Consider the following 12,624-nt stretch of genomic DNA (forward strand, 5'->3'; position numbering starts at 1 on the left):
AATTTCGGGAATTGATAATAATCCCGAAGCAGTGCGCTGGTGTCAGCAGCAGGGCTTGAATGTGATATCTGGTAATGCTCTTGATCTGCCTTTTGAAGATGAAAGCTATGATGGTATCCATTGCAGTCATCTGATCGAGCATTTATTTCCCTCAGAAGCATGGCAATTTCTCAATCAATTGAATAGGATTCTCAAGCCAGGGGGCATTCTCTGCCTGAGAGCACCTTTGATGTCTCGGCATTTTTATAATGATCTCACCCATATCCGTCCCTACCCTCCTCAAGCCGTAATGGAATATCTGGGAGGAAAATGGCAAGATCAACATCCTCAGACGTTTGAAGTATTGAAAGGAGAATATGAAATTCTCAAAATAAAGTGGAGACATCTTCCCCTTTTAAGTGGAATTGTTCATAACCCCATTTTGGTGAGGATTTTGGAAGTGTTTGCAGGCTTCGGTTTCAGATCATTTACCCGTAGCGGGTACCTGCTGATCCTGCAAAAAAAATAAAACCCGGATAGTAACAGATTATTTATCAGTATTTAAACAAGAAAGTACTTTACAAGCTATTGAGGTGTATTTATTTGACCTATTAAAATGAGTTCTGCATAATAGCAGGTTATCTAACGAAGCCAAAAAGGCTATCATGGCAGAGTTTAAACTCCATGAGTCAGACACTGGATCACCAGAGGTCCAAATCGCTTTATTATCATATCGTATTAAGGAAATCACTGAACATCTTAAGGTTCATCCTAAGGATTTTCATACTCGTAGAGGTCTTTTGACACTGATCGGTAGAAGACGTAGTCTTCTGGATTATTTGACAAAGATAGATATTACACGATATCGTAAGATAATCAAGACATTAGGACTCAGACGATAAATGGAGATAAGGGGGGAAACGTTTCCCCCTTTTTTAACTAACAAGCCAGGGGGTAGAGAGCAATAAGCTAAATCCTCTATTACAAGTGAATTTAGCCTATTGCTTCTTATCACCCTGACGCAACAACTAAGGAGAATATTTTGCATAATTTTGCAATTAAACGGCTTACGAAAACTATAGCCGGACGTGAACTTACCCTTGAAACAGGCCGCATGGCAAAACAGGCTGGCGGATCAGTATTTATGACTTATGGCGGAACAAGCATTCTTGTAACTGCAACAGCATCACCAAATGCACATGAAGGACAATCTTTCTTTCCACTTACCGTGGACTTTATTGAGAAATATTACGCTGCAGGTAAAATACCGGGCGGATTTTTTAAAAGAGAAGCTAGACCTTCTACCAAAGCAACTTTATCAGCCAGACTAACTGACAGATCAATAAGACCTCTCTTTCCTGATGGCTTCAGGAATTCAGTACATGTAGTGATCACAGTGCTTTCTTATGATGGGCTCAATGATCCTGCCTCAATAGGTATTTTAGGAGCGTCCACCGCTCTGATGATCTCTGATATTCCTTTTAATGGACCAATCTCGGGAGTTTCTGTGGGACTGATTGATAATGAGATCATTATTAATCCTACTACTGAGCAATTAACAACTTCCCTGCTAAACCTTGATGTGGCAGCTTCGGATAAATCTATTGTAATGATCGAAGCTGGAGCTAATGAACTTGGTGAAGAAATTATCACCGAAGCCATTTATACAGGTCATGAAACTATCAAAGAACTGATAGCAATGCAGCTTGAATTTGCTGATGGTGTAACTAAAGAGAAGATGGCGATCAATCTGGATGTTATCCCGGAAGAGATCATCTCTCGTCTTGATAAAGATTTTGGCAGCAAGATCAGTGAAGGTGCAAATATCAAGGGCAAACTGGAAAGACAAACTACCTTTGAGAACCTGGAAAAAGAAATGCTCACCAAATATCAGGAAGAAGACGACGAAGAAACATATCTGGTAAATGAAAGATATTATAAGAATGCTTTCGAGCATCTGATCAAGAAATTTGTCCGTTATGCTATTCTTCATAATCATCATCGCGTTGATGGCCGTGGACTGGATGATATTCGTGATATTACCTGCGAAGTTGATATATTACCAAGTGTGCATGGATCAGCGTTATTCACCAGAGGTGAAACTCAATCTTTGGGTGTGCTTACTCTTGGATCAGACCGTAATGTTCAGATCATTGACAGTCTGGAAGAGGAATATAAAAAACGCTATTACCTGCATTATAATTTTCCACCATACAGTGTAGGAGAAGCAGGATTCATGCGTGGACCCGGCAGACGCGAACTGGGTCATGGAGCTTTAGCTGAACGTGCATTGGAACCAATGATACCTCCACACGAAGAATTTCCTTATACCCTGCGTCTGGTATCAGAGATCCTGGAATCAAACGGATCATCGTCAATGGCTTCAGTATGCAGCGCAACTATGGCAATGATGGCTGGTGGTGTTCCACTTAAAAAGCCAGTTGCTGGAATAGCTAATGGTCTGATCATGGAAGGTGAAGATTATGTAGTTCTCACCGATATCATGGGATTGGAAGATCATCTTGGTGATATGGATTTCAAGGTTACTGGAACTGTCGATGGTATCACAGCTATCCAGATGGATATCAAAATTGACGGAATAACAAAGGACATAATGGCTCAGGCACTGGCAAAAGCAAAAATTGCCAGATTATATATAATTGAGAAAATAGTTGAGGTGATCCCTGAACCCAGAAAGGAATTATCACCTTTTGCTCCCCGCATTGAATCTATGACTATAAATCAGGATAAGATCGGTGCAGTTATTGGTTCCGGTGGAAAGACGATTAAAATGATCATTGAAGAAACAGGCGTTGACGTGAATATAGATGATGACGGAACCGTAAATATTGTTTCTGCAGATGTAGCCTCAATCGAAAAAGCCCGTAACATGATACTTTCCATAGTGGAAGAACCAAAAATGGGCGTTATATATGATGCAGAAGTATTCAGAACAGAAGGTTTTGGTGCTTTGGTAAAATTCATGAATGGCATGAAAGAAGGACTGGTTCATATCAGTCAGCTTCATCACAGCAGAATCGCCCAGACAGAAGATGTAGTGAAAATTGGCGATAAAGTGAAAGTGAAGCTTCTGGAAAGTGACCGGGGAAAATATCGCCTTTCAATGGTAGGCATTCCTGGAAATCCAGAACCTAAGCCGGGTTCAGCTCCAGCCAGACCACCAAGTGACAGACGTCCAAGCTCTGGTAGAGATAGAGAAAGAAGACCCTATAACTCAAATAGATCAGATAGCCGGTCTGACAGCAGACGTGGTGATGACGGAAGAAATAATTCCAACCGAGATAAGAAATATTAATTATCGGAGAACTGATGAACTACAAAATCAAGGATATTAACCTTAAGGATTTTGGTAGAAATGAGATCCGCATCTCAGAATATGAGATGCCGGGTCTTGTTATGCTTAGATCCAGATATGCCAGTGAAAAACCTTTTGCTGGTCGCAGAATAACTGGCAGTCTCCACATGACAATTCAAACCGCTATCCTGATCGAAACCCTGGTGGTATTAGGTGCTGATGTGCGCTGGTGCAGCTGCAATATATATTCAACTCAGGATCATGCAGCAGCAGCAATTGCGGATACTGGAGTTCCCGTATTTGCCTGGAAAGGTGAAACACTTCAGGAATACTGGTGGTGCACCAGGCAGGCTTTGCTTTGGGAAGATGGAAATGGACCTGATAGTATTGTCGATGATGGCGGTGATGCCACATTGATGATACATGAAGGTTACCGTCTGGAAGAAGAATATGCCAAAACAGGGAAGCTTCCGGAAATTAAAACTGACAATCAGGAATTTGCCGTTCTGCAGAAAACTCTGCTGAGTGATATGAATAAGTTCCCTGATCGTTGGCATCAGATAGCAAAAAAGATCAAAGGAGTATCAGAAGAGACTACTACTGGAGTACATAGATTATACAAACAGCTTGAAACCGGAACTCTTCTCTTTCCAGCTATAAATGTAAATGATTCTGTTACTAAATCTAAATTCGATAATCTTTATGGATGCCGGGAATCACTTACTGATGGTATCAAAAGAGCAACGGATATAATGATCGCCGGCAAAATGATAGTTGTGTGTGGCTATGGAGATGTAGGCAAGGGCTGTGCAATGTCTATGGCTGGTTTTGGAGCAAGAGTAGTGATCACTGAGATAGACCCGATCTGTGCTTTGCAGGCAGCAATGGAAGGATTTGAAGTAGTACGACTGGAAGAAGTTGTGGAAAAAGCGGATATTTTTGTTACTGCTACGGGTAATTGTGATGTGATCAAAGCATCCGATATCCTACAAATGAAAGATAAAGCAATTGTCTGCAATATTGGTCACTTTGATAATGAAATTCAGGTAACAGAACTATACGCCACTCCTGGAGTGGAAAAGCGAAATATCAAACCTCAGGTAGATGAGATCATGCTGCCGGGAGATAAATCAATTATTCTGCTTTCAGAAGGTAGATTGGTAAATCTGGGCAATGCTACTGGACACCCCTCTTTTGTAATGAGTAATTCGTTCACAAATCAGGTCATGGCTCAGCTTGATATATTTTCCCGGGATTTAGAGATTGATGTTTACCGGTTAGCAAAAAAACTTGATGAAGAAGTTGCCAGAATGCATCTGGAAAAACTGGGTGTACATCTTACGGTACTTACTGACTATCAGTCGGAATATATTGGCATAGATAAAAATGGTCCGTATAAACCGGAACATTATAGATATTAAAAAAAGGTGAAGGAGAATTATCAGTGAAAAATGTTCTACAGAAGATCAAAAATCACGATGCGGTAATAGGTGTGATTGGACTCGGTTATGTGGGATTGCCCATGGCAGTAACTGTAGCCAGAGCAGGTTTCAAAGTAATAGGTGTAGATGTTAGTCAGCATGCGATCGAGAGTGTAAATAACGGTATAAACTATATTGGTGATGTTGATGACGCAGAGCTTAAAGATCTGGTAAATAAGAAGATGTTAAGCGCAACTGATGATTATAAGAAACTCAAGAAAGCAAATGTTATCCTGATTGCAGTTCCTACTCCTCTTGATAAATACCAGCAACCGGATTCTTCTTATGTGTGCAATGCCATCAATTCATTAGCTCCAAACGTTAGCAAAGAAGCCTTAGTAATCCTGGAATCTACTACTTATCCCGGAACAACCAACGAAATCGTTGTCCCGGCTCTCGAAGCTAAAGGTCTCAGAGTGGGCATTGACGTATTCGTCTCATTTTCACCGGAACGTGTTGATCCCGGAAACCGTGATTATAAAACGTATAATACCGCCAAAGTGGTAGGTGGCGTTACAGAAAAATGCAATGCCGTTTCCAAGGCGTTCTATGAAGAAATTCTGGATGCTCCCATTCACCTGGTTTCTTCACCCAGCGTAGCTGAGATGGAAAAGATCTATGAAAACACTTTCAGAAATATCAATATTGCCCTGGCAAATGAGATGACCATTCTCTGCAACAGAATGGGAATTGATATCTGGGAAGTAATCGAAGCTGCCAAGACCAAACCTTATGGGTTTATGCCTTTTTATCCCGGACCAGGAATCGGTGGTCATTGTATTCCCCTTGATCCTTTTTATCTTACCTGGAAAGCCCGTGAATATAATTACCATACTCGATTAATAGAACTTGCCGGAGAGATAAATAACTCCATGCCTTCTTTTGTGATAAGTAAAGCTGTGCAGCTTTTGAATAAACAGGGCAAGTCACTATCCAAAGCAAAGGTACTTCTTCTGGGAGCTGCCTATAAAAGAGATATAGAAGACCCCCGGGAGTCACCAGTACATGAATTGATCAAAATTATGGCTGATAACCAGGGGAATTTTGATTATAATGATCCCCATATACCTGAATTATACAACGAGCAGACAAAAAAAACTTATTATTCAGTCAGTCTTGACAATCTGGAGGATTATGATCTGGCAATAATAGTTACAGATCACACAAAATATAATTATCAGGATATTGTAAAAAGATCTACTATGATCCTGGATACCAGATTTGCCATTAAGGAAAATTATCTTAACGTAGTTAAATTATAAATTATGTCTTCTAATAATCAGTTAGAAATCCACCAGCTTAACGGAGGGTTAAATCCCTCCGAAGCCGGTGAAAAATGGTTTGTGATCCACAACAAACCGCGCTGGGAAAAGAAATTTGCTGATTACTGCTATAAAAGGGAGATTAATTATTATCTTCCCCTGCAGAAAAGCATTAAGCATTATGATAATAGACAAGTGATATTTACAAAACCTCTCTTTCCCGGTTATACTTTCGTAAAATGTACTGAAAATGACAAATCACTTCTACTCCGTTCGGGTTCTATTGTCCGCTTTATAAAAGTGCCTGATGAACGGGAATTATTAATTGATCTTAATAACATCTATAATACTTTGAGTCTTGATATACCGGTGGAACCTCATGCTTATGTAAAAGAGGGTTACACTGTGAAAGTAACCAACGGTCCTTATGTTGGTATAGAAGGTATTGTGCTTGATGTAGATGACCCCTCTGAGGTGATTGTGGGTATCCATCTCATCCAGCAGGCAATTTGCATCCAGGTCAGCCCAACTGAAATTGAACTGGTTTCCAGAACCAAACCGGAAATTTAATCAGAAAATTCTTGACTCAGGGTTTTCCTATCTGTTTTAGTGGATATTGAATTTAATATTAACCAAGGAGATTAAATGCCTGAATTTGATGAAATCAAAGTTAAAAAACAGACTATTCCCCAATTTCCCAAAAAGAGAGTGGTACCCGCTCTTATCATCATTCTTGTCCTGATTTTTTTAGCGACGGGATTATATACAATTGATCCCGAGGAAGTAGGTGTTATCCAGCGTTTTGGAAAATATACCTCTACCACAACGCCGGGACTTCATTTCAAAATTCCTTTTGGAGTTGATAACCTTACAAAAGTGAAAGTTACCAATGTATATAAAGAAGAATTTGGCTTTAGAACCGTGCAGCCAGGAATCAAATCACGCTATTCCAGCCGTGATTTCTCCAGTGAATCTCTTATGCTCACCGGAGATCTTAATATTGCTGATCTGGAATGGATTGTACAGTATCGGGTAAAAGACCCAGTCAAATACCTTTTTAATGTCAGGAATATCGAAAAGACTATCAGAGACGGTTCTGAGGCAACCATTCGAGAGATCGTGGGTGACCGCAGTGTGGATGAGGTTATCGTACTTTCTCGTAAAGAGATAAATGACCTTGCCCAGATCAAATTGCAGAAGTTGCTGGATGGATATCAAACCGGAGTGGAAATAGTGACTATTAACCTGCAAAATGTGAATCCTCCAGACAAGGTGAAACCTGCCTTTGATAATGTGAATTCATCTAAACAGGAAAAGGAACGCATCGTTAACGAAGCCTGGGAGCAATATAATAAAGTGATTCCCGAAGCACGAGGAAAAGCCAAGCAGACTATTCAGGAAGCTGAAGGTTATGCCGTGAACCGCGTTAACCGCGCTCAAGGTGAAGCTGACCGCTTTAATCAAATTTATCAGGAATACAAATTATCTAAATCCGTTACCCGCAAAAGACTCTATCTGGAAACAATGGAAGAAATTATTCCAACTATCGATAAGCTCTTCATAATAGATGACAAACTGGAGGGATTATTACCTCTTCTTAATCTTGCCGGGGAGGTGAAAAAATGAAACACAAAGGTTTGATCATAATTCTAATAGTAGTAGTAATTCTTCTCATGAATGCTTTTTATATACTAGATGAGCGCCTTCAAGTCATCATCACTCAATTTGGTGAACCCGTAGGTGGAGCGGTAAGTGATGCTGGACTGCATTTTAAATTACCTTTCGTTCAAAAAGTGCACTTCTTCGAAAAAAGAATTCTGGAATGGGATGGTGACCCCAAACAAATACCTACTGCAGATAAACGCTATATCTGGCTCGATTCTTATGCTCGCTGGCAGATAGTGGATCCTCTCAAATTCTACCAGACTACGCGTAGTGAGACTTTTGCTCACAGCAGACTGGATGATATTGTCTCTGGTACTACCCGTGATGTTGTTAGCTCAAATAAACTGATCGAAATTGTTCGTAATTCCAGCCGTGAGCTTCTATTCACCTCTGAATTTGAAGATAGCTCCGAAGATGAAATCAGAGCAGTTGATGTTATCCAAACCGGTAGAGAAAAAATCGAAGATGAGATTTTTGCTACCAGTTCCATCCAGATCCTTGATTATGGTATCAAACTCATTGATCTTAAGATCAAAAGACTTAATTACAATGACGAAGTCCGTGAAAAGGTCTATGCCCGTATGATCTCTGAACGTAATAAGATAGCTGCCAAATATCGTTCTACTGGTGAAGGTGAAGCAGCAGAGATTCGCGGTAAAAGGAAAAGAGAACTTGATCAGATCGAATCTGAAGCCTTTAAGACTGCTCAGCAGATCATTGGTGAAGCTGATGCCGCTGCCCTGGATATTTATGCCAAAGCATATAAACAGGATCCCGAGTTTTATGAATTCAGCAAAACTCTGGAAACTTATAAAAACACTATCCAGAAGAAAGGCACTTTGATCATGACAACGGACTCAGATTACTTCAAGCATCTTAAAACAAGCGATTAGTGTATACAGATGAATATTATATGAGAATTGCCCTGACTGAGGCTTCTCGAGCTGCAGAGCTCGATGAAATCCCGGTCGGGGCTGTTCTTATTGATGATAATGATAATATTATAGCCCAGGCAGCAAATCAAACCCGTCACAATCAAAATCCCCTCGGACATGCAGAAAAAATTGTTATTGAGCGTGCTCTCGCTGATGGTAAAAAATTCCTTTATAATTATACTCTCTACGTTACCCTGGAGCCCTGTATAATGTGTTCTGGATTGATTGTGCTCAGTAGAATAGGCAGAGTGGTTTATGGCTGCAAGGACCCCAAAGCAGGTGGTTCCGGGTCATTGTATCATATCCTCAAGGATAGACGCCTTAATCATAATCCTCAAGTAATTTCCGGGATTCTGGAAAAGGAATGTTCTCAAATCCTCAAGGATTATTTCAATAGTAAAAGATAAATTGCGGAGAGTTGCCGGAGTGGTCGAACGGGGCGGTCTCGAAAACCGTTGTGCGCCTCGCGTACCCAGGGTTCGAATCCCTGACTCTCCGCCAGTTTTTTCATTACATTTCATAGAGCTTCATATTGTTTCTATTTCATTCTATATTAATATGTTATGATAATATTATTTGTTAGCATCTTTTTCCTGACTTCTCTTTTATTGTCATATTTTAGTAAAATACTGGACACTTTTCTGGACACTTTTTATATTGAGTCATGGAAATTGATAAAATAAAAAAGAGAATTACCAACACCAATTATAAAGTGAAGGTTAGACTCAATAAATTGAAGGATGACAGGTATTCCATTTTCCTGGACTATCACTATTTTGAAAATGGCAAGGAGCTAAGAGACAGGAAATGGTTAAAAATGTTTGTAACCGGTAAAAAGAAAGATTTGCAGCGAGATAAAAACTTAATCGATGAAGCAATCCAGATCAGAAATAAGTATGAGGACATGGTCAGGCAGAAGAAATATGACATATTCACTGAGAAGAAAACTATCACCCTTTACGGGATTTTTGATCAGTTCCTTAAAAAACAGACAAAAAAGAACTCCTTAAAAATCTGGGAGCACGCTATTAGACATTTAAAGATCTTCCAACCAAGGGACATAAAATTAAAAAAGGTTACCAGAAAATTCTGTCAAGATTTTGCACAATATCTGCTGGATTGCCCTGATATGAATCAGAATACTGCCCACACATATTTTACCAGGTTCAAGATAGCTATCAAAAAGGCATACGAAGATGATTATATCGAACATAACTTGGCTACCAATATTATAATACGGAAAACCGAAGGAACCAGGGAATACCTTACTATAGAAGAACTAAGAAAGATCAATGAGCTTCCCTATAGCAACGAAAACGTCAAAAGTGCTTTTATATTTTCCTGCTTTACAGGTTTACGATTAGGAGACTTGATCAACCTGGAATTTGAAGACTTTCGTGATGAGAACGGTAATCTGTATCTGGTTTTCCGCGATGAAAAAACCAATGAGTACAATAAACTGAAACTGTGCAAAGTAGCAGAAGATATATTAAATCACGAAAAAAGTACCCACAATAGCGGAAAAGTCTTTCAACTACCAGGGGAAACATCAATAAGATTTCATATCAGAAGAATGGTAAAAAAGGCAGGCATCGAAAAGCACATTACTCCTCATTGCGGAAGGCATACTTTTGCTACTTTATCAATCAGCAATGGTATTGATTTATATACACTGGCTAAGTTCTTAGGACACAATGATGTAAAAGTAACCCAGATTTACGCCAAGCTGATGGATAAGAAGAAGGATGAAGCTATTGACAAGTTACCAGAACTGTAATGTTTTGATTATGAATAGAAGGAGATACTATGAAATCTTTTGATGTAAAATATTTAGAAAACATATCACTGACAAATGAGCTAATAAGAATTATTCGCAAACTGGGAGAATACAAAGGAAAGCAGGAACTATACCAAAAACAGTCACCTGAAGTTTTAGAAAATCTCAAACTGGTTGCTTTTGCCCAAAGCACAGAATCATCCAACAGATTAGAGCAGATAACTGCTCCACCAAAACGATTAAAAGAATTGCTCGCAGATAAAACTAAACCAAAGAATCGCAGCGAGTCGGAGATTGCTGGATACCGAGATGTTTTAAGTACTATCCACCATTCTGCAATGGATATTCCCCTGACAGTTAACGTCATCAAGCAACTTCACCGGGATTTAATGAGATACACAGATCAACCAGGAGGAAAGTGGAAGTCGGTTGAAAATACCATAATTGAGCGATATGGCGATGGGACAACACGAGTTCGTTTCAAACCAGTAGAACCTTTTCTCATTGAGGATTATATGATGAAATTAGTAAGTAGATACAATGAAGAAATAGATAAAGGTGATATTGAGCCATTGATTCTTATGCCTTTGTTCATTTTTGATTTCACTTGTATTCATCCTTTTAAAGATGGTAACGGGCGTTCATCAAGGCTTCTAACTACAATTTTACTGTATCATCAAGGATATGATGTAGTCAGGTATATTAGTCTGGAGAAAATAATCGAACTAAGCAAAGAGTCCTATTATGAAACCCTTGAAACCTCTTCTCAAGGCTGGCACAAAGGTAAGCATGACATAATTCCTTTTCTTACATACTATTTGTCCATAATGCTTGCAGCCTACGATGAGTTTGAAAAAAGAGCCGATATCGTTAACAAACCACGCGGGACAAAAACAGATATGATAAAAAATGCCATAGATGGATTTAAGGGTAATTTCACAATCTCAGACATAGAACAAGCCTGCCCATTAGTAAGCAGGGACATGATCCGCAATGTTATGAACAATCTCAAAGCTGAGGGCATAATAGCGAATATATCTAAAGGCAGGTATGCAAAATGGCGCAAAATTTAATGTGGTAATAAGAGCTTTCAATGTGGTAATGAACTGTGGTTTATTACCCTATTGATGGGTCCATTACTTTATTAATCTACTCTTTGATGCCTGATAAATGATATAGATTCTAAACAGTAATGGGTCACAAGGACATCCAACTGACCCATATATATGCAAAGCAGATAGATAAGAAGAAAGATGAAGCTATTGATAAATTGCCTGAGCTTTAAATATTATTTTATAAAAATGGGTGAAATATTCAGGTCCGGATTATTAAATTTATAAAGGGAGGATAAATGAAAAAGATAATATTTTTGTTAGTCCTGGCAGTTATTGCTTGTAAACTGCTTTTTGAAGCCTTTTCGATTTCAAATATGATACTTGCCTTAACTGGACTAATTGTTCTTTGGTACACTGACGAAACTCAAAGAATCAGGAAATTGAATGATGAGCAGGATAAGCTTCTCAAGAAACCTTTAGTAAGTTTTGGACTTACTATGAACCCAGAAGAAGGCAAGGATTTAAAATTCAGTTTAACAAACCTGTCTAAGTATCCAATTTGCTGCCTTGTTAGACTTGAAGCCAAAGTATTTAGTAATATTACAGAAGTTCACTGGAAAGGATATCAAGGTAAGAGATTTTGGAATATTGAAATTAATCAAACAAAATTAGGTCATTTCAATTGGCTTGATCTACTCTCTTCCGGGGGGCTGTATGATAAGGAATTGGCTGATTATTTGAAATATTCACAAACTGCATCTCAAATAAGAGATAAGTTTTTTGAAGAACATGTTAAGAAGGCTAATAACCTTGAAGAGGAGTACATTCAAATAGAGTTGGAAGTTTTTAGTTATAATAGGTATGGTTATTATGAGTGTTATCCCAAATACTTCTTTTATATTAAATTCGACAGAGAGAGAATTATATATCTTCTGCCAGGAATTACATCGAAGAAGCCATATTTCAATTATAACAGAATACCAGATTGGATTGATATATCAAATTTAAATGTAAAGCTTTTGAGTGATAAGAGATAGAGAATAATCGTGAATATTATTATAATTATGAGTTCTGCATAATAGCAGGAAAATAGGAGAAAATGGTTCTCGAAAAATTGTAGCTTAGGCTTTTTAAAATAAGCAAAGCAGTATTAA

Annotated in this window: 12 protein-coding genes and 1 tRNA gene; all 13 read left to right on the forward strand. The window is 38.7% G+C overall.

Annotation, left to right across the window (positions count from 1 at the left end; genetic code table 11):
- Positions 1 to 508, forward strand: a 508-nt coding sequence (locus tag RAO94_06180; protein ID MDP8321920.1) for a methyltransferase domain-containing protein, incomplete at its 5' end; no start/stop codon positions are given.
- 94 nt (positions 509 to 602) lie between these two features.
- Positions 603 to 881 (forward strand): 30S ribosomal protein S15, encoded by a 279-nt coding sequence (gene rpsO / locus RAO94_06185; protein ID MDP8321921.1) that lies wholly within the window; start codon positions 603 to 605, stop codon positions 879 to 881.
- A gap of 140 nt (positions 882 to 1,021) precedes the next feature.
- Positions 1,022 to 3,295 carry a polyribonucleotide nucleotidyltransferase gene (locus RAO94_06190; GenBank protein MDP8321922.1) on the forward strand — a complete coding sequence of 758 codons (2,274 nt, stop codon included), beginning with the start codon at positions 1,022 to 1,024 and terminating at the stop codon, positions 3,293 to 3,295.
- Positions 3,296 to 3,309: 14 nt separating this feature from the next.
- Entirely contained in the window at positions 3,310 to 4,716 is a 1,407-nt protein-coding gene (ahcY, locus tag RAO94_06195; protein ID MDP8321923.1) for an adenosylhomocysteinase, read from the forward strand.
- 23 nt (positions 4,717 to 4,739) lie between these two features.
- Positions 4,740 to 6,038 (forward strand): nucleotide sugar dehydrogenase, encoded by a 1,299-nt coding sequence (locus RAO94_06200; GenBank protein MDP8321924.1) that lies wholly within the window; start codon positions 4,740 to 4,742, stop codon positions 6,036 to 6,038.
- Positions 6,039 to 6,041: 3 nt separating this feature from the next.
- Positions 6,042 to 6,608, forward strand: coding sequence for a transcription termination/antitermination NusG family protein (locus tag RAO94_06205; protein ID MDP8321925.1), 567 nt, complete (start codon positions 6,042 to 6,044; stop codon positions 6,606 to 6,608).
- A 75-nt stretch (positions 6,609 to 6,683) separates the two neighbouring features.
- Positions 6,684 to 7,664, forward strand: a complete 981-nt coding sequence (hflK, locus tag RAO94_06210; GenBank protein ID MDP8321926.1) for an FtsH protease activity modulator HflK — start codon at positions 6,684 to 6,686, stop codon at positions 7,662 to 7,664.
- Positions 7,661 to 8,596 carry a protease modulator HflC gene (hflC, locus tag RAO94_06215; protein ID MDP8321927.1) on the forward strand — a complete coding sequence of 312 codons (936 nt, stop codon included), beginning with the start codon at positions 7,661 to 7,663 and terminating at the stop codon, positions 8,594 to 8,596. The genes hflK and hflC overlap by 4 nt, the downstream gene beginning before the upstream one ends.
- The gene (locus tag RAO94_06220; GenBank protein ID MDP8321928.1) at positions 8,596 to 9,045 is read left to right on the forward strand and encodes a nucleoside deaminase; all 450 of its coding nucleotides are present in this window, start codon (positions 8,596 to 8,598) and stop codon (positions 9,043 to 9,045) included. The genes hflC and RAO94_06220 overlap by 1 nt, the downstream gene beginning before the upstream one ends.
- A 5-nt stretch (positions 9,046 to 9,050) precedes the next feature.
- A tRNA-Ser gene (locus RAO94_06225) sits at positions 9,051 to 9,139 on the forward strand.
- 211 nt (positions 9,140 to 9,350) lie between these two features.
- Entirely contained in the window at positions 9,351 to 10,415 is a 1,065-nt protein-coding gene (locus RAO94_06230) for a site-specific integrase (protein ID MDP8321929.1), read from the forward strand.
- A 29-nt stretch (positions 10,416 to 10,444) separates the two neighbouring features.
- Complete coding sequence (locus tag RAO94_06235; protein ID MDP8321930.1) at positions 10,445 to 11,488, forward strand: Fic family protein; 1,044 nt, start codon at positions 10,445 to 10,447, stop codon at positions 11,486 to 11,488.
- 278 nt (positions 11,489 to 11,766) lie between these two features.
- Entirely contained in the window at positions 11,767 to 12,507 is a 741-nt protein-coding gene (locus tag RAO94_06240; protein MDP8321931.1) for a hypothetical protein, read from the forward strand.
- The last annotated feature ends 117 nt before the right edge of the window (positions 12,508 to 12,624 follow it).

This window comes from Candidatus Stygibacter australis (assembly GCA_030765845.1).
Classification (GTDB): domain Bacteria; phylum Cloacimonadota; class Cloacimonadia; order Cloacimonadales; family TCS61; genus Stygibacter; species Stygibacter australis.

Bases quoted from the DNA above. Each gene is read 5' to 3' on its own strand.
- ahcY (MDP8321923.1), top strand. From the start codon at position 3,310: ATGAACTACAAAATCAAGGATATTAACCTTAAGGATTTTGGTAGAAAT.
- RAO94_06205 (MDP8321925.1), top strand. From the start codon at position 6,042: ATGTCTTCTAATAATCAGTTAGAAATCCACCAGCTTAACGGAGGGTTA.
- hflK (MDP8321926.1), top strand. From the start codon at position 6,684: ATGCCTGAATTTGATGAAATCAAAGTTAAAAAACAGACTATTCCCCAA.
- hflC (MDP8321927.1), top strand. From the start codon at position 7,661: ATGAAACACAAAGGTTTGATCATAATTCTAATAGTAGTAGTAATTCTT.
- RAO94_06235 (MDP8321930.1), top strand. From the start codon at position 10,445: ATGAAATCTTTTGATGTAAAATATTTAGAAAACATATCACTGACAAAT.
- RAO94_06240 (MDP8321931.1), top strand. From the start codon at position 11,767: ATGAAAAAGATAATATTTTTGTTAGTCCTGGCAGTTATTGCTTGTAAA.